This window comes from Streptomyces sp. NPDC047049, assembly GCF_040643995.1.
Taxonomy (GTDB): Bacteria; Actinomycetota; Actinomycetes; order Streptomycetales; family Streptomycetaceae; genus Streptomyces; species Streptomyces mooreae.
In genome coordinates this window covers 153,531-173,839 of the sequence record NZ_JBEYVM010000001.1, presented here as the reverse complement: position 1 = coordinate 173,839, position 20,309 = coordinate 153,531, and the positions used below count along the sequence as shown (strand labels likewise).

Annotated in this window: 15 protein-coding genes and 1 tRNA gene; 7 read left to right on the top strand and 9 right to left on the bottom strand. The window is 71.7% G+C overall.

Going from position 1 to position 20,309, the window contains the following annotated elements; all coding sequences use genetic code 11:
* Nucleotides 1-482 precede the first annotated feature (482 nt).
* The 4 genes from ABZ851_RS00795 to ABZ851_RS00780 all read right to left on the bottom strand — a co-directional run bounded on the left by ABZ851_RS00795 (nucleotide 483) and on the right by ABZ851_RS00780 (nucleotide 7,559).
* Nucleotides 483-4,511 carry a hypothetical protein gene (locus tag ABZ851_RS00795; protein ID WP_361120223.1) on the bottom strand — a complete coding sequence of 1,343 codons (4,029 nt, stop codon included), beginning with the start codon at nucleotides 4,509-4,511 and terminating at the stop codon, nucleotides 483-485.
* A gap of 870 nt (nucleotides 4,512-5,381) precedes the next feature.
* Nucleotides 5,382-5,455, bottom strand: a tRNA-Pro gene (locus tag ABZ851_RS00790).
* 12 nt (nucleotides 5,456-5,467) lie between these two features.
* Nucleotides 5,468-6,196: an integral membrane regulator gene (locus ABZ851_RS00785; protein WP_361120220.1), complete on the bottom strand. Its 729-nt coding sequence runs from the start codon at nucleotides 6,194-6,196 to the stop codon at nucleotides 5,468-5,470.
* Nucleotides 6,197-6,632: 436 nt separating this feature from the next.
* Nucleotides 6,633-7,559, bottom strand: coding sequence for a metallophosphoesterase (locus ABZ851_RS00780; RefSeq protein ID WP_361120217.1), 927 nt, complete (start codon nucleotides 7,557-7,559; stop codon nucleotides 6,633-6,635).
* A 125-nt stretch (nucleotides 7,560-7,684) separates the two neighbouring features.
* On the opposite strand from ABZ851_RS00780, the gene ABZ851_RS00775 reads away from it, so the two are divergent.
* On the top strand, nucleotides 7,685-8,149 hold the full coding sequence (locus ABZ851_RS00775) for a GatB/YqeY domain-containing protein (RefSeq protein ID WP_361120214.1): 465 nt from the start codon (nucleotides 7,685-7,687) through the stop codon (nucleotides 8,147-8,149).
* Nucleotides 8,150-8,353: 204 nt separating this feature from the next.
* Here the strand turns inward: ABZ851_RS00775 and ABZ851_RS00770 are convergent, their stop codons facing one another.
* On the bottom strand, nucleotides 8,354-10,552 hold the full coding sequence (locus tag ABZ851_RS00770) for a transglycosylase domain-containing protein (protein WP_361120211.1): 2,199 nt from the start codon (nucleotides 10,550-10,552) through the stop codon (nucleotides 8,354-8,356).
* Between the two features lie 382 nt (nucleotides 10,553-10,934).
* On the opposite strand from ABZ851_RS00770, the gene ABZ851_RS00765 reads away from it, so the two are divergent.
* Nucleotides 10,935-11,276, top strand: a complete 342-nt coding sequence (locus ABZ851_RS00765; protein WP_088799104.1) for a WhiB family transcriptional regulator — start codon at nucleotides 10,935-10,937, stop codon at nucleotides 11,274-11,276.
* Nucleotides 11,277-11,681: 405 nt separating this feature from the next.
* On the opposite strand, the gene ABZ851_RS00760 is transcribed toward ABZ851_RS00765, so the two are convergent.
* Together ABZ851_RS00760 and ABZ851_RS00755 are read right to left on the bottom strand one after the other, a co-directional pair.
* Complete coding sequence (locus ABZ851_RS00760; protein WP_361120208.1) at nucleotides 11,682-13,124, bottom strand: ArsA family ATPase; 1,443 nt, start codon at nucleotides 13,122-13,124, stop codon at nucleotides 11,682-11,684.
* Nucleotides 13,121-14,176: an ArsA-related P-loop ATPase gene (locus ABZ851_RS00755; protein ID WP_361120205.1), complete on the bottom strand. Its 1,056-nt coding sequence runs from the start codon at nucleotides 14,174-14,176 to the stop codon at nucleotides 13,121-13,123. The genes ABZ851_RS00760 and ABZ851_RS00755 overlap by 4 nt, the downstream gene beginning before the upstream one ends.
* Before the next feature lie 210 nt (nucleotides 14,177-14,386).
* Here ABZ851_RS00755 and ABZ851_RS00750 point away from each other — a divergent pair, with 210 nt between their 5' ends.
* The 4 genes from ABZ851_RS00750 (at nucleotide 14,387) to ABZ851_RS00735 (ending at nucleotide 17,029) form a co-directional block, all read left to right on the top strand.
* Entirely contained in the window at nucleotides 14,387-14,545 is a 159-nt protein-coding gene (locus tag ABZ851_RS00750; protein WP_003967454.1) for a DUF4177 domain-containing protein, read from the top strand.
* Complete coding sequence (locus tag ABZ851_RS00745; RefSeq protein ID WP_361120202.1) at nucleotides 14,542-15,006, top strand: RidA family protein; 465 nt, start codon at nucleotides 14,542-14,544, stop codon at nucleotides 15,004-15,006. The genes ABZ851_RS00750 and ABZ851_RS00745 overlap by 4 nt, the downstream gene beginning before the upstream one ends.
* A gap of 173 nt (nucleotides 15,007-15,179) precedes the next feature.
* Nucleotides 15,180-16,196 (top strand): NUDIX hydrolase, encoded by a 1,017-nt coding sequence (locus ABZ851_RS00740; RefSeq protein WP_361120199.1) that lies wholly within the window; start codon nucleotides 15,180-15,182, stop codon nucleotides 16,194-16,196.
* A complete protein-coding gene (locus ABZ851_RS00735) occupies nucleotides 16,193-17,029 on the top strand; it encodes an MBL fold metallo-hydrolase (RefSeq protein ID WP_336047787.1) in 837 nt (278 codons plus the stop codon). Before ABZ851_RS00740 ends, ABZ851_RS00735 begins: the two co-directional genes overlap by 4 nt.
* A 113-nt stretch (nucleotides 17,030-17,142) precedes the next feature.
* On the opposite strand, the gene ABZ851_RS00730 is transcribed toward ABZ851_RS00735, so the two are convergent.
* Together ABZ851_RS00730 and ABZ851_RS00725 are read right to left on the bottom strand one after the other, a co-directional pair.
* Complete coding sequence (locus tag ABZ851_RS00730; protein WP_361120195.1) at nucleotides 17,143-17,964, bottom strand: nucleotidyltransferase domain-containing protein; 822 nt, start codon at nucleotides 17,962-17,964, stop codon at nucleotides 17,143-17,145.
* Nucleotides 17,965-18,183: 219 nt separating this feature from the next.
* Nucleotides 18,184-18,858, bottom strand: a complete 675-nt coding sequence (locus ABZ851_RS00725) for a Crp/Fnr family transcriptional regulator (protein WP_006604164.1) — start codon at nucleotides 18,856-18,858, stop codon at nucleotides 18,184-18,186.
* A gap of 443 nt (nucleotides 18,859-19,301) precedes the next feature.
* On the opposite strand from ABZ851_RS00725, the gene nth reads away from it, so the two are divergent.
* The gene (nth, locus tag ABZ851_RS00720) at nucleotides 19,302-20,300 is read left to right on the top strand and encodes an endonuclease III (protein WP_361120192.1); all 999 of its coding nucleotides are present in this window, start codon (nucleotides 19,302-19,304) and stop codon (nucleotides 20,298-20,300) included.
* The last annotated feature ends 9 nt before the right edge of the window (nucleotides 20,301-20,309 follow it).

Here is a 20,309-nt window from a genome sequence, read left to right as displayed (position 1 = left end):
GCCTGCTCACCGTTCCGTCGCTCGGCGCCCGGCCGGGCCGGCCGTCCCGACGGCGTCACCTTATGACTCAGCGCGAGCCGTTGACGTGCCGGAAGCGTCCAGATGGCCGAAGCCCGCGCGGCCGACGACTCTTTCCGGGGGCGGCACGGCGACCACGGCGAACCCGGCTCAGGGGCGGCGGGGAGGTGCGAAGAAGGGGGGAGGGGCTGTCCGCGTTTCACACCGGACACGAAAATGCCCGACCGCTGGCGACGGGGGATGCACCAGCGGTCGGACTGTAGGCAAGGTTAACAAGGCTGCTTGCGTGGTGGAGCAAACTACCCTGACACAATGCGGGGTTGTGATCGGGATCACGTTCCCCGGTCGGCCGCGGGAGCGGAACCCCACGGTGGCCCAGGGCGGTCCGGAGGCGTCCCGCCCGGTGCTCGGACGGGACGCCTCGGGCGGGAAGCCGCGGGCGGGCTGGCGGCCGTGATGCCCGGTTACTCGTTGCACGGGGGCGCGTACGAGAGACGGGGCAGATACTCCTGCCACCTCTCCGGGGTCAGCACGCCCCGGGTGGCGGAGCAGATGCGGCGCATTGCCGCATCGGTGTCCAGATCCCACAGCCGGACCGTATCGGCGCCGCTCGACACTCCGAGCATGTGGCTCTTGGGGCGGAAAGCCAGGAAGTTGCCCGTCTTGGCGTGGGGGCTGATCGACTCCCCGACGGGAGTGGCCCTGGAAGGGCGGGCGACGTTCCAGAGCCGGACCATGTCGTCGTCACCGCCGCTCGCCAGGGTGCGGCCGTCCTGGCTGAACGTCAGCGACGTGACCGCTTCGGTGTGGCCCGTGAGGGTGGCGAGCCGGGTGGCTTTGCGGGGGTCGGCGACGTTCCAGAGCCGGACCGTGTTGTCGTCGCTGCCGCTGGCCAGGGTATGGCCGTCCGGGCTGTAGGCGAGTCTGTTGACGGGTCCCAGGTGTCCCCGGAGAGGTGCGCCGAGCGGGGTGGCATGGCGAGGGTCGGTTATGTTCCAGAGCCGGATGGTGCCGTCGGCGCTGCCGCTGGCGAGAGTGCGGCCGTCCGGGCTGACGACGAGGGAGTTGACGTAGCCCTTGTGGCCGGAGAGCACGCGGCCGAGTGGACGAAGGCGGGACGGATCGCTGACGTTCCACAGCTGAATGGTGCGGTCGTCGTAGGCAGTTGCCAGCGTGTGCCCGTCCGGGCTGAACTCCAGCGAGTCCACGTACCGCGTCCGCAGCGTGACGGGCGGCCCGTAGGGGACGGGCCGCTTCGGGTCGGTCACGTTCCACAGACGCAGCGCGCGGCGTCCGGTCCGCACCGCGAGGGTGCGGCCGTCGGGGGAGAACACCACCGACCGCGTGTCACCCTCCCCCGGCTTGAAGGGTTTGCCCAGCAACGCGGTCCGGTGTGGAGCCCGCACGCTCCACAGCCGGACCCGTTCGTCGTCCGCAGTCGTTGCCAGCACCTGCCCGTCCGGGCGGAACGCTCCCGTGCGGCCGATCATGTCCGTCGGCGGCATCGACCACAGGCGGACCGTGTTGTCGCCGCTCCCGGTGGCGAGGCTTCGACCGTCCGGGCTGAAGCCCACGGCGTACATCTCGTCACTGCTGCCGGCGAGGGGCTGGCCGATCTGCGAGGGGTATGCCGGATTGCTGACGTTCCACATGCTCGCCGTTCGGTCCGCGCTGCCGGCGACGAGCACCGTCCCGTCGGGGCTGAAGGCCACGGACCACACGGCGCCGGTGTGGCCGGTGAGCGGCGAACCGAGTGGTGTGGTGTGACGTGGCGTGGCCGCGTTCCAGAGCCGGATGGTGTCGTCGTCGCTGCCGCTGGCGAGAGTGCGGCCGTCCGGGCTGAAGGCCAGGGAGTGCACCGTGCCCTTGTGGCCGGTCAGTGGCTTGCCGAGCGGCCTCGGACGATGCCGGTCGGCCATGTCCCACAGCCTGATCGTGTCGTCGTCGCCACCGGCCGCCAGTGTCCGCCCGTCGGGGCTGAACGCCACGGAGCGCACGGCGGCGGTGTGGCCGGTCAGGACACCGAGCCGCCTCGGCCGGCGCACGTCGCCCACATCCCACAGGCGGACGGTGTGTTCTTCGTCGGCGGCCGCCAGCGTGCGTCCGTCCGGGCTGAAGGCGAGCAGGAAGAGAGTGCCGTCGTGGCCGGTCAGGGGCGCACCGATCGGGTGCGGGTGACGGGGGTCGCGCACGTCCCAGAGCCGGACCGTGCCGTCGTCCGAAGCGCTGGCCAGGGTGTGTCCGTCCGGGCTGAAGACGGCGGTGCTCACCCAGCTCGTGTGTCCGGTGAGGGGCTTGCCCAGAGGCCTGGGGTGCGTCGGGTCCGCCACGTCCCACAGCCGGACGGTGTGGTCGTAGCTCGCGGTGGCCAGGACCCGCCCGTTCGGGCTGAACGTGGTGAGGTAGACGGCGCCGGTGTGGCCGAGGAGCGGCGTGGCCAGTGGCGCGTTCACCGTCGAGAGCAACCGGTTGTTCGTGCCGTCGTCGTGCGGTCGCAGGTGGTGTGCCACCAGGTCGAGCTGCGCGGACAACGACGGATCCGTCAACTGGACGCGGTCGGCCTCGGCGAGCACCTGCGCGAACACGGCGTCGTCCCGCTGCTGCCAGGCGACCAGCGCCGAACCGATGGCCATGACCGCCAGGACGGCCAGAGCCGACACCGCACCGCGGCTGATCCGGGCCGTGCGCTTGCGCAGCTTGACCGAAGCGGCCAGGAATTCCACCGCGCTCCGGGTCAGAAAGGTGTCACCGGCGGACTGTGCCCAGGTGCGGGCCTGTTCCAGCCGCGAACCCCGGTAGAGCAGCGAGGCGTCACGGTGCGCGTCCTCCCAGGCCCTGCCGTCCTCCTCCAGCCGCTGGCGCAGCAGGTTGCCGGCCCGGTCCTCGTCGATCCAGTCGCGCAGGCGTGGCCAGGCGTGGAGCAGCGCTTCATGGGTGATCTCCACGGCCTCCGCGTCGAGTGTCACCAGCCGGGCGTGCACCAGCGCTTCGAGCGATTCCTCGGTCTTGTGGGGGTCGGCGGACTCGTCCGCCAGCTGGCGCCGGGTCCCCCGCCGACGGGTGGCCTGAGTGTCCTCGCCCAGCCGGACCAGCCTGAGCAGGAGCAGCCGCGCGGCCGTGCGCGCCGTCGGGTCGAGGCTGGACCAGGCCCGCTCGGCGGTCGCCGCCACCGCTCCCTGGATGCCGCCCGCCGCGCGGTAGCCGGCCAGCGTCAGCTTTCCCGCCTTCCGCCGCTGCCAGGTGGCGAGCAGGGCGTGGGAGAGGAGGGGCAGCACCCCCGCGTCATGCGTCCCGCCGGGGCCGTCGGCGCTCACTTCCCGGACGACCAGCTCCGCCAGCCCCGGTTCGAGTTCCAGGCCCACGGCCTTGGCCGGGCCGGTCACCGCTTCGCGCAGCTCCGCAGTGGTCAGCGGTCCGAGCACCATGTGCCGGTGCTGCAGCGCATCGGCCAGTTCGGGATACCCGAGACATCGGTCGTAGAAGTCGGCGCGGATGCCGAGGATGACGCGCACGGGGGCCGGGGCGTCCGGATCGCCGTGGGTGCAGGCGGCGTGCAGGAGCTGGAGGAAGGTGCGCCGGTCCGCCTCGTCGGAGCAGAGGGTGAACGCCTCCTCGAACTGGTCCACGATGACGACCGGACGCGCGGTGGCGGACGCCTCCCGGCCCGCCCAGGCCCCGACGGCCTCGCGCACCGCACTCGCGAAGTGCGCCGTGCCGGGCTCCTGCGCCGCCGACTGCCCCGCGGCGGCCAGGACGGGGGCCAGCTCGGGTATTCGGGAGGCCAGCTCCCCGAGCGGATCGCCACCCGGCACCAGCTGCAGGACCTTCCTCTCCCGGCCCTTCCCGTCCTCTGTCTTCCCGTCCTGGGTCTCCCCCTCCGGGCTTTTCCCGTCGCCCAGCGCGCCGTTGCGCAGTGCGGGCACCAGACCGGCGTTCAGCAGGGAGGACTTTCCGGCCCCCGAGGCGCCCACGAGCATGATCAGGCCACCCGTCTTCTCCGCTGCGCGGAGCTGGGCGACGAGGGTGTCCGTGCACCGCTCCCTGCCGAAGAACCACCGGGCGTCTTCGGGACGGTACGAGGCCAGCCCCCGGTACGGGCACACGCCGGGTACGGCCGGGGCCTCGGCCGCGGCGCGCCCCTCCTCTTCCTCGGCCGCCGAGGCGCGGTCGCCGACCGCGCGCTCCCACAGGCGCTGCCACTCGGCCGCGTCGTACAGGCCCGTGGACACCGGAGTGGGCCGCTGGCGCCGTGCCTGGGGTATCAGGATGTGCAGCACCGCGGCGAGCGCGGGGAACTGCGCGGGCACGTTCTTGGCCCGCCGCCAGTCGCTGATCCGCTGCACGGACACCCGCACGGGCCGCCCGCGTTCGTCGACCCGCTGGAGCCGGATGACCGCCTCGGCCACTTTCTTGAGCGGAGGGTTGCCGGCCTCCTTGTACAGCAGCGCGAGGCGTTCCGCGAAGGCTGTGCGTGCTCCTGCATCGGAACTCACGGCCTCCCCCCTTCCTTCCCCCGCATCTGGACATCCGGACCGGAAAACTCACCTTAGCCGCCTGACCTGCGGCGAAGACTGCGGCCCGAGACCGGAACCTCCTCAGGGGGAACCTCACCTGGCAGGATCACTTCCCAACGGCGCATCAAGAGGTGCCCCACCCCGGCAAGCCACCGGCTCAGCCCCGGAGAAGCACTTCTTGATGCCTGTTCCCGGCCACCTGCTGCCGGACTCACGAGCCGTGTGACGGTCTTGGCTCATGAGCCCGGGGAACCCGTGGAGCCGGTCCCTCCGGACCGCTCGCACGGTGCCCCCGGGACCCGGCACCCACGCTCCGCGCCACCCGGCGCGGACCGCCCCCGCCTGCGCCATTCGGCACCGGTCCCCACGAGGGGAGGGACCGGTGGCGAATGGCGCGGCGCTGTTTCGCGACGCGACGCGGCGCGGCCCGAACCCTGGTGGTGAGGGGCGCCGCCACGGGCCATCGGGCCCGAGGAAGGCCCTCGCGGCGACCGAGCAGCAACTGCCGTTTTGGACGCGGCCTTCGACGCGGCCATGGCGGTCCTGACGGTGCACCACGGGCACGACCTGCGCCCGGCGCGTGCCGGCGCCGTCACACCGACCTGCTGGAGCACCTGCCGGAAACGGGCAGCACCGGCATGCGGCCGGCACCGGCGCAACAACGGAGTGTGCGCGACGTCACAGCTCCGGACTCGACGGCCTCCCCGCGTACACGCAGCAGCGGCCGCGCGGCGCGGCTCCACGGGGCCCGATTCCGAAGTCGCCCCCGAATCGCTCCCCGAACGGGCCGCACAACACATCGGGCCCGGTGCTGATCTCTCAGCACCGGGCCCGATGTTGTTTCTTCAGTCGGGGTGGCGGGATTTGAACCCACGACCTCTTCGTCCCGAACGAAGCGCGCTGCCAAGCTGCGCTACACCCCGAAGCAACGAGCTCTACTTTAGCGGACTGATCCCCGTAGGTGAAATCCGGTTGTGGTGGAGCCGGGGTGCGGGCCTGACCTGGTCGATCCCGATGGTGATCAGGGGGAGGGCGCAGATGGCCAGGCCGAGGGTGACGGCAGAGGTGACGGTGGGGGAGGGGACACCGGTGGCGGCGGGGAGGGCAAGGGTGAAGGCGAGGTAGAGGAGGGGGTAGGCCGGCCACTGCCAGGCGTAAGAGGGGCGGAAGCCGCGGGGGGTGGTGAGCAGGAGCCAGTCGGCGAGGGTGGCGAGCGGGGTGACGGTGTAGAGGAGCTGAGGGGAGAGGGCCTGGGCGACGCCGGAGGTGCCGGTGGCCGGCAAGGTGAAGGCGGTGGTGTCGGCGGCCGGGAGGACGTAGTGGAGCAGGGCGGGGAGGGCGAGGAAGGGGACGAGCGCGCCGGCGATGCGGGGGCTCACGGGGTGGCGGCCGGTCCAGGCGCGGTGCGCGGAGCAGGCGGAGACCAGCGCCGCGGCGAGGTTGGCCTGCACGGTGAAGCGGGTGAGCAGCTGGGCCGGGGCGGCGGTGCCGAGGGCCGCCAGGACGAGCCCTGTCAGGGCGGCCGCGGCGATGAGGAGGCGGAAGGCCGCTGCCAGCGGGTGGCGGCTGGTGGGGGCGACGGCTGCTGCCGGGGTGCGGGCGGCGGCGCCGGCCGGGCCGGTGGCGTGGCGCGTGGACTGCGAGGTCCGGGTGGGGTCGGACATCCCTCCACGGTAAAGGGATGATCAACGGGTGCGGGAGACCCCGTCGGGCAAAACGCCCCTCGGGCTGACGGAGCCGGCTGACGGAGCCGGCTGACGGGGCTGGGCAAGGCGGTCATCGGGCAAGGCGGCCATCGGGGGAAGCGGCCGCGGGGATGGCCGCGGGGGAAGGCGGCCGCCCGGCAGGGAGCCTTCCGGCAAGACGGCCGCCCGCCCGGCAGGTGACGGCCGCCCGCCCGGCAGGCCCTCGGTACGGGGCACCGGGCGCCCGGCCCAGGACGCCCCGGACCGTCTCAGCCCCGGACCGCTTCAGCCCCCGCCGCCAGGGTCGGCCCTAAGGCCAAGCCTCCGCCGCCCGGGTCGGCCCCTAAGGCTCAGGCCCCGCCATCAGGAGCAGTCCCAGGCTCAGCCCCCCGCCATCAGGGACAGCCCCTAACGCTCAGCCCCGCGCCGTAAGTGTCAGCAGCGTCGCCTCCGGCGGGCAGGCGAAGCGGACCGGGGTGTAGCGGTTGGTGCCGCAGCCGGCGGAGACGTGGAGGTAGGAGGTGTGGCCGCCGGCGGTGTGGGTGGACAGGCCCTTCACGCGGTCGGTGTCGATGTCGCAGTTGGTGACCAGGGCGCCGTAGAAGGGGATGCAGAGCTGGCCGCCGTGCGTGTGGCCGGCCAGGATCAGCGGATAGCCGTCGGCGGTGAAGGCGTCCAGGGAGCGCAGGTAGGGGGCGTGGACGACGGCCAGCGAGAGATCGGCACCGGATTCCGGGCCGCCGGCGACCTCGGCGTAGCGGTCACGCTTGATGTGCGGGTCGTCCAGGCCGGTCAGGGCGATCTCGATGCGCTCCAGCTTGAGGCGGCCGCGGGAGTTGGACAGGCCGACCCACCCGGCCGCGTCGAAGGCGTCGCGCAGCTCTTCCCACGGGTTGTGGACGACGCCCACGGCGGGTGCGTTGCCGTTGAGGCCGTGCCGGCCCTGGACCCGCTCGATGAGGTAGCGGGCGGGGTTGCGCAGCTTGGGGCCGTAGTAGTCGTTGGAGCCGAAGACGTAGGCGCCGGGGAACTCCATCAGCGGGCCGAGGGCGTCCAGCGCCTCGGGGACGCCCTCGGTGTCGGAGAGGTTGTCTCCCGTGTTGATGACGAAGTCGGGGCGCAGCCCGGCGAGTGACTGCAGCCAGCGCTGCTTCTTGCGCTGTCCGCTGACCATGTGGATGTCGGAGACCTGCAGGACGCGCAACGGCCGCATACCGGGGGGCAGTACGGGCACGGTGACGCGCCGGAGGCGGAAGGAGCGGACTTCGAAGCCGGCGGCGTAGGCCAGGCCGGCCGCGCCGACTGCGGTCAGGGACAGGGGTACCTCGTATCGCGCGCGCATCCACCCATCGTCGCAGAGTGCGGAGGGTGGATGCAGCGGGCGGGAGCCGTCCGGCGGGGTGGGGGCGTGGCGGCGCCGGGGAAAAGGCGCGGTGGTTGTCGGCGGGTGGGGGCATACTCAACGGCATGACCACGCTCAAGTCCAAGCTGCAGGACGACCTCACCACCGCGATCAAGGCGCGCGACGAACTGCGTTCCTCCACCCTCCGCCTCACGCTGACCGCGATCCAGAAGGAGGAGGTCGCGGGCACCGAGGCACGCGAGCTGTCCGACGACGAGGTCGAGAAGATCATCGCGCGCGAGGCGAAGAAGCGCCGGGAGGCCGCGGACGCCTTCGAGAAGGGTGGCCGGGGCGATTCGGCCGAGCGGGAGCGCGCCGAGGGTGAGGTGCTCGCCGACTATCTGCCCAAGCAGCTGACCGACGAAGAGCTGGAGCAGCTGGTCGCGGCGGCCGTGGCCGAGGCCAAGGGCGCCGGTGCCGAGGGGCCGCGCGCGATGGGTGCCGTGATGAAGATCGTCAACTCGCAGGTGGCGGGCCGCGCCGAGGGCGGCCGGGTGGCCGCGGTGGTGAAGAAGCTGCTCGCCGGCTGAGCGGCCGGACGGAGCCTTTCAGGGAAAGATGAGGGGCGCCCCCATGCCGTGGGGCGCCCCTCATCTTCCGTCGTACGGGTCGCTGCCCTTCGCCGTACGGGCCGGGCCCGCATCCCCGTCGCCGTCGTACGGGCCGGGCGGCCCCCGTCGCCGTCGTACCGTCCGCCGGCATCCCGTGAGCCGTGGTTCGCGCCAATCAGCCGGTCACCAGCCGCCGTTGCCGCCGCCCAGGATGTCGGGGAAGCCGGGAATGTGCCAGCCGCCGCCCGGCTTGTTGTGGCCGCCCCGGCCGGGCTTGTGCTTGCCGCGGCCCTTGTCGCCCTCGTCGCCCTGGGCCTTGTCCTTCGCCGGATCGTCGATCGCGACGGTGGGCAGGGTGGGTGCGGGCCGGTCGGCCAGCGCGCCGGACATGGCATCGCGCCAGATGGGGCCGGGGGTGTCGGCGCCGTAGACCTTGTCGTGGGGCACGCCCCCGATGGTGATGTCGTACATCTTGCGCTTGTGCTGCGGGTCGCCGACCCAGACCGCGCCGGCCGCGTTGGGGGTGTAGCCGACGAACCAGGCGGCGTAGCGGCTGTCGGTGGTGCCGGTCTTGCCGGCGCTGTCGCGGCCCTTGAGTCCGGCTTCCTTGCCGGTGCCGTCCTCGACCACGCCCTTGAGCAGCGTGTTGATCGTGTCCGCGGTCTTCTTGGACATGGCGGTGCGGCAGCTGCTCTGCGGGACCTTCAGCGCCCGGCCGCGCGCGTCGGTGATCGACTCGATGGCCACCGGCGAGCAGTACCGGCCGCCGCCGGCGAAGGCGGCATATCCGGCCGCCATCGTGAGCGGCGACATCTCCTGGGTGCCGAGTGTCATCGACGGGACCTGCTGCAGCGCCTTGCCGTCCGCCCGCTCGATGCCCATCTTCTGCGCCATGTTGACCACGGGGCAGACGCCGATGTCGCTGATCAGCTGCACGAAGTAGGTGTTGACCGACTTCGCGGTCGCCTCCTTCATGGCGTACGGACCGACCTCTTCCTTGTTCTCGTTCTCGACGTTCTCGGAGCCGCTGCCCCGCCATTCGCCGTCACAGGTCTGGACGGGGCTGGGGTAGGGCATCCGGTACGGCGACGGGTACTCCTGCTCCGGATTGGTCCCCTGCTCCAGCGCGGCCGCCGCGACCACCGGCTTGAAGGTCGACCCGGGCAGGTAACCGGCGCCGCCGCCCATGTCGTGGTTGACCGAGAGGTTGATCACGGTCTGGTTCTCACCGAATCCGTACGGGCGTGACTGGCCCATGCCGAGGATCTTGCCGGTGCCCGGTTCGACGATGGTGGCGGCCGAGGCGACCGGGTCGTCCTCGTAGACGTGGTTCTTGAGCGACGCCTGCACCGACTGCTGGGTCTGCGGGTCGAGGGTGGTGCGGATGGTCATACCGCCCTCGTTCCAGCGCTGCAGACGGATCTTCCGGCTCTTGCCGAACGACTTGTCGCGGAGGAACACCGTGCGGATGTAGTCGCAGAAGAAGCCGGCGCCACGGGTGGCGGTGATGCAGCCGTTCTTGGGGCGGCTGACCGCCAGCTTGATCGGCTTCTTGGCGGCCGCGTCGGCCTCCGCCTGGGTGACGTCCTTCATATCGGCCATCCGCTGCAGCACGGTGTTGCGCCGCCGGGTGGCCTCCTGCGGGTCATTGACCGGGTCATAGCGGCTGGGCGACTGGACGATGCCCGCCAGCAGAGCCGACTCCCCGAGGTTCAGGTCCTTGGCGTGCTTGCTGAAGTAGCGCTGGGCGGCCGCCTCGATGCCGTAGGCCTGCTGCCCGAAGAACGTGATGTTGAGGTAGTTCTGCAGGATCTTGCGCTTGCCGAGCTCTTTCTCGACCTGGATCGCGTACTTGAGCTCCTTGACCTTGCGGCCGAGGGTCTGCTGGGTGGCCTGCGCGACCTTGTCCGGGTTGTCGCCCGCTTCCTCGATGAAGACGTTCTTCACATACTGCTGGGTCAGCGTCGAGGCGCCCTGGGAGACGGCACCGGACTGGGCGTTCTTGTTGAGCGCCCGCAGGATGCCCTTCACGTCGACGGCACCGTGCTGGTAGAAGCGCGCGTCCTCGATCGCGACTATCGCCTTCTGGATATACGGCGACATGTCCTTGAGGTCGACGACCGTGCGGTCACGGGAGTAGACCTTGGCGATCTCGCCGCCCTTGGCGTCCAGAATCCGGGTCCGCTGGCTGAGCGGCGGCGTCTTGAGGTTCGCCGGGATGTCGTCGAAGCCCTCGACCGATCCCTTGGCGGTCAGGCCCAGCGCCCCGGCCGCCGGGAGCGCAAGGCCGGCGAGCACTGCTCCGGCCAGGACGCTGACACCGAGGAACTTGGCGGCCTGCTGAGTCTTGGGCAGACCCCCGCCATCGCGCTTCTTAGGCATGAGGGCACCCTACGTTCTCAATCGCCGGACAGGGGCGCACCTGTTCGTTTAGCCTGTTCTCAGCTACCACAGCTGAACGGTTACGCATCGGTTCGTCAACCCCCTCCTCCCGCGGGTCGCGCCCCCACGTGCCCGTGCATGTCGAGAGAAACCCCGTGTCAGGGCGGTGAACTGTCCCGTCTTGTGCACAACGTGACGTATGCCGTTCGGTCACTCCGTTGGGTGATCTGCCGCGTACGCATAGTCCGTTCGGGCCATTCAAGATTGGGCCCGAAGGGGGTGTTGCGCCCTGCCTGCCTTCCGTAACGTCCTCAACTGGCAACGGTGAATATGCCGCTTGCCGCCGTGGGGGAGCCTCGATTCGGGAGAGGACGGCGCCAGCATGAGCTGGGTAACCGACTGGAGTGCACAGGCAGCCTGCCGCACTACCGATCCGGATGAACTGTTCGTACAAGGGGCAGCGCAGAACCGCGCCAAGGCAGTGTGCACCGGGTGTCCGGTACGCACGGAATGTCTGGCCGATGCCCTGGACAACCGGGTGGAATTCGGCGTGTGGGGCGGGATGACCGAGCGCGAGCGGAGGGCGCTGCTGCGTCGCCGCCCGACCGTGACGTCATGGCGTCGACTGTTGGAGACAGCGCGCACGGAGTACGAGCGCAGCACGGGCATTCTGCCGTTGGACTGCGAGGACGAGATCTTCGACGAGTTCGCCGCGGTCGGGTAGGCGGGCACCTGCGGGCTGTGGCCCGTGGCCCGCGGACCGCGGCCGGGAGATTTGGCCGAGAAGCTTTGGCTGGTGGCGCGTTCTGAGTGACGTGTGATGGCGTGCCATCAGTGTTTACGGCGTCCGGGAGTTGAGTGTTCCGGGCGCTGCGTGCTCGGGAGTTGGTGCGTCCGGCAGTTGGGCTGCCAGATGTGGGGCGCCCGGGGCGTGCGCAGGTGGTGCGGTGTGACACTTGGCTGTGTGTGACATGCGCCGACGTGCGGACGTGTCGGTGCGTGTGTGCCTGCCTGTTGTGCGCGCCGGTGAGAGGCGTTGCGTGAGGTGAGAGGCGCTTCGGTTTTAAGGCGCTTCGTGAGTGGTGACGGGCGCTGCGGGGTGGCTGGCTGAGCTGGCCGTGCGCACGGCTCAGCCGTCGGTGTCCGCGGGGCCCAGCGCCAGGCGGTCGCCGATGGCACGCAGCCCCGCGAGGTCATGGACATCGCCGGGCAGTGCGGCGACCTCGGTCACCGGAACCTCGGGATGCAGCGCGGTGAAGCGGTCCCGCGTGCGACGTTCGCGCGCGAGGACCTGCATACGTTCCGCGTGCAGCCGTAGCAGCCCGGCGGCCAGTTGGGCCGCCGAGACCGACGTGGGTGCTACCTGATCCGCCGCGGCAGCGGGGGAGAGGCTGCCGGCGGTACGTGATCCAGCCTTCCCGCCGTCGAGATCCACAATGCCGGTGGTTTCAAGATTATTTTCTGCGCGGCCGGGAGCCGGGCCGGCATCCATGGCGGAGTCGTGGTCGGGGCCGGCCGCTGGGGCCGGGGCGGCGCCGGTGTCCGTGGCGGTCTCCGCGGCCGTGTCCGACGTCGTTTCCGAAGCCGTGTCCGCGTGGGTGTCTTCCGCCATGCGGTCGGTCAGGGTCTCCGCGGCGGCCAGGGCGCGCTCGGCGCTCAGTTGGGCGGCGCCGCTGCCGTGCACCCGGTTCAGCACGAGGCCGGCCAGCGGCATCTGCTCGGCGGCCAGCCGCTCGACGAAGTACGCCGCCTCGCGCAGCGCGTCCCGCTCCGGCGCGGCCACCACGAGGAACGCCGTGCCGGGCGCCTGCAGCAGGCGGTAGGTGGCGTCCGCGCGGGTGCGGAAGCCGCCGAACATGGTGTCCATGGCTGCCACGAAGGTCTGCACATCGCGCAGCAGTTGACCGCCCATGAGCTTGCTGAGGGTGCCGGTCATCATCGACATGCCGACGTTGAGGAACTTCATGCCGGCCCGGCCGCCGACCTTCGCCGGCGCCATCAGCACCCGGATGAACTTGCCGTCCAGGAAGGAGCCGAGACGCTTGGGCGCGTCGAGGAAGTCCAGTGCGGAACGGCTCGGCGGGGTGTCGACGATGATCAGGTCCCACTCGTCGTTCGCGCGGAGCTGGCCGAGCTTCTCCATGGCCATGTACTCCTGTGTGCCCGCGAAGCCGGCCGACAGGGACTGGTAGAAGGGGTTCTCCAGGATGGCGCGGGCCCGGTCGGCATCCGCATGGCCCTCGACGATCTCGTCGAAGGTGCGCTTCATGTCCAGCATCATGGCGTGCAGTTCGCCGCCCGCGCTCTCGTCGACGTCCTTGACCTGGCGCGGGACGTTGTCGAGCTCGGAGATGCCCATGGACTGGGCCAGCCGTCTGGCCGGGTCGATGGTCAGCACGACGACCCGGCGGCCGCGCTCGGCGGCGCGTACGCCCAGGGCCGCGGCGGTCGTGGTCTTGCCGACGCCGCCCGAACCGCAGCACACCACGATGCGGGTGTGCGGGTCGTCGATCAGCGCATCGACCTCGAGCCGCGGGGCCGAGGCGTCCAGCGTCGTGGTGTCCGAGGTCATATGGGCCCCTGTTTCCGCAGGTCTCTCGCCAGGTGGTAGAGCCCGGCGAGGTCCACTCCCTCGGGGAGCAGCTCCAACTCGTAGGTGGGCAGGCCGATCGCGGTCAGTTCGGCGTGTTCGGCGCGCTCCAGCTCGACCCGCTCGGCGTGTTCGCGCGCCTGCTCCAGCAGGGGGTCGATCAGCCGGTCCGCCAGGCCGCCGCGGCGGGCCCCGCCCAGACCAACCTCGGAGAGCGCCTTGGCGACGCCCGTACGCGCCCCGCGGGCGGCGCTGTCGAGGGCGCCGTTGTCCAGCAGCGCCGGGCGGGTCATGTTGATGACGATGCCGCCCACCGGGATGCCGGCGGCCCGCAGCTCGGCGACGCCGTCCGCGGTCTCCTGGACCGGCATCTCCTCCAGCAGCGTCACCAGATGCACCGCGGTCTCGGGCGATTTGAGGACCCGCATCACGGCCTGTGCCTGGTTGTGGATCGGGCCGATCTTCGCGAGGCCGGCGACCTCGTCGTTGACGTTCAGGAAGCGGGTGATCCGGCCGGTCGGCGGGGCGTCCATCACGACCGCGTCGTAGACGAACTTTCCGCTCTTGTCCTTGCGGCGCACCGCTTCGCACGCCTTGCCGGTCAGCAGGACGTCCCGCAGGCCCGGCGCGATGGTCGTGGCGAAGTCGATCGCGCCGAGTTTCTTCAGCGCCCGGCCCGCGCTGCCGAGCTTGTAGAACATCTGGAGGTAGTCCAGAAGGGCGCGTTCGGCGTCGATGGCCAGGGCGTGGACCTCCCCGCCCGACCGTCTTCCGCCGCCCCGGGAGGACTCTCCCGGGGACTCCGCCCGGGGGGCGCCCCACGGCGAGGCACCGTCCGACGCGGGACCCACCGCGATCTTGCGTTCCTCGTAAGGAAGCGCTTCCGTTTCGAACAACTGGGCAATGCCCTGCCGGCCCTCGACCTCGACCAGGAGGGTTCGTCGTCCCTCGGTGGCCAGGGCGAGGGCGAGGGCAGCGGCGACCGTGGTCTTGCCGGTACCGCCCTTGCCGCTGACGACATGGAGCCTGCTCACGCAAAGGAGCCTAACCAGTCCGCGTCCCGGCTACGCACGGGATACACCTGGGAAGCCCCGGAGAATCTTCCCGCGGCTTCTCCGGGAAGGGTCCGGGATGCTCCGTAGGGGTCGGGCGGCCGTGCGGCCGGAACGCCGTACGGGAGGGGTGCGGGCGGCCCGCGGCGGACGGCGTCCACCGCGCTCGTGGACAGGCATTACGCTCGCCCCATGACCAAGTGGGAATACGCGACCGTGCCGCTGCTGGTGCACGCGACGAAGCAGATTCTGGACACCTGGGGCGAGGACGGCTGGGAGCTCGTCCAGGTCGTGCCCGGCCCGAACAACCCCGAGCAGTTGGTGGCCTACCTGAAGCGGGAGAAGGCGTGAGCGCGGCGGAGGACAAGATCGCGGCGCTCGGGCTCAAGCTGCCGCAGGTCGTGCCGCCGCTGGCCACCTACCAGCCCGCCGTACGCTCCGGCGCCTATGTGTACACCTCCGGCCAGCTGCCGATGGTGGACGGCGCGCTGCCGGTCACCGGCAAGGTCGGTGCCGAGGTCAGCGCCGAGCAGGCCAAGGAACTCGCCGCGACCTGCGCACTCAACGCGCTGGCCGCCGTGAAGTCCGTCATCGGCGACCTCGACAAGATCCAGCGGGTCGTGAAGGTCGTCGGTTTTGTGGCCTCCGCGCCGGACTTCACCGGCCAGCCGGGTGTCCTCAACGGCGCCAGCGAGCTGCTGGGCGAGATCCTCGGCGACAAGGGCGTGCACGCCCGGTCCGCGGTGGGCGTGGCGGTGCTGCCGCTGGACGCCCCCGTCGAGGTCGAGATCCAGGTCGAGACCGCCGGGTAGACACCCTGTAACGGCGCCGGAAAGACACCCCCGTATGGGGCGCCGGGCCAAGACCCGTACGGGCTCTGCGCCCGAAGCGAGCGCCGTGTGCCGGAGGGCCCCTCATCAGCAGGGGCCCTCCGGCGCGAAAAGACGCCCTCGAACATCCGCGCGCGAGCGCATAGCATCCGGCCATGTCGTCCACGACCAACGGCCAGTGGTACCCACCGGAGTGGCCGGACCGCATCCGGGCACTCGCGAACGGCGAGCTGACCCCTGCCGAGCCCCGGCGGGCCGCCACCGTCCTGCTGCTGCGGGACTCCGCCTCCGGCGGGCCCGCCGTCCACATGCTGCGCAGACGCACCTCCATGGCCTTCGCGGGCGGCGCGTACGCCTATCCGGGCGGCTCCGTCGATCCACGCGACGAGCGACCGGTGGCCTGGGCCGGCCCGTCGCGCGCCCAGTGGGCGGTCCGTATGGGCGTCGACCCGGCGACCGCGCAGGCCATCGTCTGCGCGGCGGTCCGCGAGACGTTCGAGGAGGCGGGCGTGCTGCTCGCGGGCGCCTCGGCCGACACGGTCGTCGCGGACACCACCGGCGAGGACTGGGAGGCCGACCGCGCCGCCCTCGTCGCCCATGAGCTGTCCTTCGCCGACTTCCTGGGCCGCCGCGGCCTGGTCCTGCGCTCCGATCTACTCGGTGCCTGGGCCCGCTGGATCACCCCGGAGTTCGAGCCGCGGCGCTACGACACCTGGTTCTTCGTCGCGGCGCTCCCCGAGGGCCAGCGCACCTGGAACGCCTCCACGGAGGCGGACCGTACGGTATGGATCCGGCCACAGGAGGCGGCGGCCGGATACGACCGCGGTGAGCTGCTGATGATGCCGCCGACCATCGCGACCCTGCGCTCGCTCCAGCCGTACGCCGCCGCGGCGGAGGCGCTGGCCGCGGCGGAGGCCCAGAACCTGACGCCGGTGCTGGCGCGGGCCCGCCTCGTGGGCGGTGAGATCGAGTTGAGCTGGCCGGGGCACGACGAGTTCACCAAGCACATCGCCCGGACCGGTGCTGATGCCGGTGCCGGCACCGATACCGCTACCGATGCCGGCGCTGATTCCGGTACCCCTGCCGGCACCCGTGCCCCCGGGGACGACGACCTTTCGGACGGCCCCGGCCCCTCGGACAGCCCCAGCCCCTCGGGAGGGACCCCCGCATGACCGAAGCATCCGCCCTCCCCGGCCGGCCCCGTGGCGGAGTGATCGCCGGGCAGGCGACCGCGCGGGCCCGGTGCGTACTGGCCCCGAATCCGTCGCCGATGACGCTGGACGGCACCAACACCTGGATCGTCGCCGAGCCGGACTCCGATCTCGCCGTCGTCATCGACCCCGGGCCGCTCGACGAGAGCCACCTGCGGGCCGTCATCGAGACCGCCGAGCGGGCCGGCAAGCGCATCGCACTGACCCTGCTGACCCACGGTCACCCCGACCACTCCGACGGCGCCGCCCGCTTCGCCGAACTGACCCGTTCGGCCGTACGGGCGCTGGACCCGGCGCTGCGCCTGGGCGACGAGGGGCTCGACGCGGGCGATGTCATCACCACCGGAGGCCTGGAACTGCGCGTGGTGTCCACGCCGGGCCACACCGCGGACTCGCTCTCCTTCCACCTCCCGGCCGACCGCGCGGTACTGACCGGCGACACGATCCTGGGGCGCGGCACCACCGTGGTCGCACACCCCGACGGGCGGCTGGGCGACTACCTGGACTCGCTGCGCCGGCTGCGCTCCCTGACGGTCGACGACGGGGTGGCGACGGTCCTCCCGGGGCACGGGCCGGTGCTGAACGACGCCCAGGGGGCGGTGGAGTTCTATCTGGCGCACCGCGCGCACCGGCTCGCCCAGGTGGAGACCGCGGTCGAGGCCGGACACCGCTCACCCGCCGAGGTCGTCGCGCACGTCTATGCCGATGTCGACCGCTCGCTGTGGCCGGCCGCCGAGCTGTCCGTGCGGGCACAGCTGGACTACCTGGGCGAACACGGGCTGATCGAGAGCTGACGGCGGCGGGCGGGGACGAGGGCGGGCGGCCGGGGAACTCCGGGCGAGGCCGTGGGCCGGGCGATGGCGAGGGCGTGAGCCGCCCCGCCCCCGGGCCCGGCGGAGAGGCGCCGTCAGCCCGCCCGGGGCGGGGGCGTCTTCGCCCCGAGGACGGCCAGATATTCGGCGGCCAGCCAGGGGGCGAGGCCGGTGAGCAGGTCGTCCAGCAGCTCCGGGTACGCGGCGGGCGCCCGCGCGGCGCGTGCCGCGGCGTGCATCTGCCGGGCGTGCGCCGGGTAGTAGCGGCCGAACACCTCGGCGGACTCGGCGAGATCGCTCGTCCAGCCGCCCCAGCGCGGCATGACCAGGGTGAATCCGGTGCGCACCAGCCGGCGCGCCACACCCCGGGTCAGCCGGGTGCGCTCGGCTTCCGTAGTGGCCGCCGCGGCCTTGTCACGCAGACCGGGCAGGCTGCGGAAGAGGTCGCCGTTGGTTTCCCGGGCGAGGAGCGAGGTGGGACGGTAGCGGGGCAGCTCGGCGGCGAGATCCGGACCGCTGACCGGGGTGCACAGACAGGCCACGAACCATCCGAGGTCGTACCGCTCCCGCTCGCTGCGCAGCCGGTGCACGCCGAACAGCAGGATTCCCGCGCCGTTGATCTGGGGAAACGCGGCATCCAGCGCATGCTCGACGGCGCGGACGGCAGCGCGATCGGCAGCGGTCGGCTCGTCCCGCAGGGCGATCAGCGCGTCGAGGTCGGAGACCCCGGGGACGGCGGTGCCGCGCGGGACGCTGCCGAAGAGATAGCTGCTGTGCAGGCGACCGGGGCCGAAGCACGCGCCGATCCGGGCGACCAGCTCCGCCACGACGGGCGCGAACGGCGCTGAGACGCGGTCCAGGGAGCCTTCCCGCAGGAAGTAGCCGTCCTGGTCCAGCCCCGCGCCGTGTTGGTTCATGGCGCCACTATGGCCAGCAGGGCGGCGGTGCGGCGATCTGTTTACGGGGGCCGGCGACTGCGTTACGGGCGGAGCCGGTGATTCCGCGGGTCCTGACGAGGGAAACGGCGGCCCCCCACGAAAGCAGCGGCAGGCCTCTCACGAAGGAAGCGGCGGCCGCCGTGGCCCCATGACGAAGGGCCCCGCCGGAGCGGGGCCCTTCCAAGAGTCAGCGGGGGCTCAGCGCGAGCGCTTGGCCAGCCGCTCGACGTCCAGCAGGATCACGGCGCGCGCCTCCAGACGCAGCCAGCCGCGACCCGCGAAGTCCGCGAGCGCCTTGTTGACCGTCTCGCGGGAGGCGCCGACCAGCTGGGCCAGTTCCTCCTGCGTGAGGTCATGGACGACATGGATGCCTTCCTCGGACTGCACGCCGAAGCGGCGCGACAGGTCGAGCAGGGCGCGGGCCACCCGGCCCGGCACGTCCGAGAAGACCAGGTCGGACATCTGGTCGTTGGTCTTGCGCAGTCGGCGGGCCACCGCACGCAGCAGGGCCGTGGCCACCTCGGGGCGGGCGTTCAGCCAGGGCTGAAGGTCGCCGTGGCCCAGGCCGAGGAGCTTGACCTCGGTGAGGGCGGAGGCCGTGGCCGTACGCGGGCCCGGGTCGAAGAGCGAAAGCTCCCCGATCAGCTCTCCGGGGCCGAGAACGGCGAGCATGTTCTCCCGGCCGTCCGGGGAAGTGCGGTGCAGCTTCACCTTGCCCTCGGTGACCACGTACAGGCGGTCGCCGGGGTCCCCTTCGTGGAACAGGGCGTCGCCGCGGGCGAGCGTGACCTCTCCCATTGAGGCGCGCAGCTCGGCCGCCTGCTCGTCATCGAGCGCCGCGAAGAGCGGTGCGCGCCGCAGAACGTCGTCCACGAGATCTCTCCTTGTCGACATGCTCCGGGGGACTGTGGTCCCCATCATGCCGGAATGCAAAACAGTGCGATCAATCACAAGTTTGCCGGACCGGCGCCCCGAGCCATAAGGCAGGGGGCCGATTGGGGTCAGGAATCACAGCGATCAAGCCGGATGTCAGTGGCTGGCCTTAGTCTGGCCGAGTGTCCAATACGCCGGTGAGAGCAGAGGAGTGGGGGGCCGGAAGAGTGAGCGCAGGGCGTGATTCCGCTGTGGGCGAACAGCCGTCCGGCCGCACATCGAATTCCGATAAAAGTAACAAATCGCCCTCCGGGGTGACGTCCGGCAGGACGCCGGACACCCTCAAGCCTGGCGCGTCGCCACCGGCGGCGCCGGACACCACCCCGCAGACCTCCGTGAAGAAGACCCAGGTAGGCAGGACCTCGGCAGGGAAGAAGGCCGCCGTGAACGAACCACCAGAGCAGCCGGCGGCGGCCACGAAGGCCGCGGCGAAGAAGGCCGTCACGAAGAAGGCCACCGCGAAGAAGGCCACCGCAAACGCGAAGAAGACCGCCGCAGAGAAGACGGCGGCCAGTAGGACGGTGGCCAAGAAGACGGCGGCCAAGAAGACCGCCCCGAAGGCCCCTGCCAAGAAGGCCCCCGCCGAGCAGACCCCCGCGCGTAAGCCCGAGTCGCGGGTCGCCATGGTGCGGCGGGCCCGCCGGATCAACCGTGAGCTGGCCGAGCTGTATCCGTACGCCCACCCCGAGCTGGACTTCACCAACCCCTTCGAGCTGCTGGTCGCCACGGTCCTGTCCGCGCAGACCACCGACCTGAGGGTCAACCAGACCACCCCGCGCCTCTTCGCGGTCTGCCCGACGCCCGAGGACATGGCCGCGATGGACCCGGAGCGGCTGGAGGAGCTGATCCGGCCGACCGGCTTCTTCCGGGCCAAGACGAAGTCGCTGCTCGGTCTGTCGGCCGCGCTGCGCGACCGCTTCGGCGGCGAGGTGCCGGGCCGCCTGGAGGACCTCGTCACCCTCCCCGGGGTCGGCCGCAAGACCGCCAATGTGGTGCTGGGCAACGCCTTCGGCGTCCCGGGCATCACCGTCGACACCCACTTCGGCCGGCTCGCCCGCCGTTTCGGCTGGACCACCGCCGAGGACGCCGAGAAGGTCGAGGCGGATGTCGCCGAGATCTTCCCCAAGAGCGAGTGGACGATGCTCTCGCACCGTGTGGTCTTCCACGGCCGCCGCGTCTGCCACTCCCGCAAGCCCGCCTGCGGCGCCTGCCCCATCGCCCCCCTGTGCCCCGCGTACGGCGAGGGCGAGACGGACCCGGAGAAGGCGAAGAAGCTGCTGAAGTACGAGCTCGGCGGCCAGCCGGGGCAGCGGCTGAAGCCGCCGCCCGGCTATCCGGGCAAGCCGGCGCCCCCGATGGCGCCCTCGGTGGCCGCCTCATGAGGCGCCCGC

Excerpts from the sequence above, each read along its gene's own strand:
- ABZ851_RS00785 (WP_361120220.1), bottom strand. The coding sequence starts at position 6,196 with ATGTCCGACCCCACCCGGACCTCGCAGTCCACGCGCCACGCCACCGGC.
- ABZ851_RS00750 (WP_003967454.1), top strand. The coding sequence starts at position 14,387 with ATGACCAAGTGGGAATACGCGACCGTGCCGCTGCTGGTGCACGCGACG.
- ABZ851_RS00730 (WP_361120195.1), bottom strand. The coding sequence starts at position 17,964 with ATGAACCAACACGGCGCGGGGCTGGACCAGGACGGCTACTTCCTGCGG.
- ABZ851_RS00775 (WP_361120214.1), top strand. The coding sequence starts at position 7,685 with ATGACCACGCTCAAGTCCAAGCTGCAGGACGACCTCACCACCGCGATC.
- ABZ851_RS00770 (WP_361120211.1), bottom strand. The coding sequence starts at position 10,552 with ATGCCTAAGAAGCGCGATGGCGGGGGTCTGCCCAAGACTCAGCAGGCC.
- ABZ851_RS00735 (WP_336047787.1), top strand. The coding sequence starts at position 16,193 with ATGACCGAAGCATCCGCCCTCCCCGGCCGGCCCCGTGGCGGAGTGATC.
- ABZ851_RS00780 (WP_361120217.1), bottom strand. The coding sequence starts at position 7,559 with ATGCGCGCGCGATACGAGGTACCCCTGTCCCTGACCGCAGTCGGCGCG.
- ABZ851_RS00765 (WP_088799104.1), top strand. The coding sequence starts at position 10,935 with ATGAGCTGGGTAACCGACTGGAGTGCACAGGCAGCCTGCCGCACTACC.
- ABZ851_RS00760 (WP_361120208.1), bottom strand. The coding sequence starts at position 13,124 with ATGACCTCGGACACCACGACGCTGGACGCCTCGGCCCCGCGGCTCGAG.
- ABZ851_RS00740 (WP_361120199.1), top strand. The coding sequence starts at position 15,180 with ATGTCGTCCACGACCAACGGCCAGTGGTACCCACCGGAGTGGCCGGAC.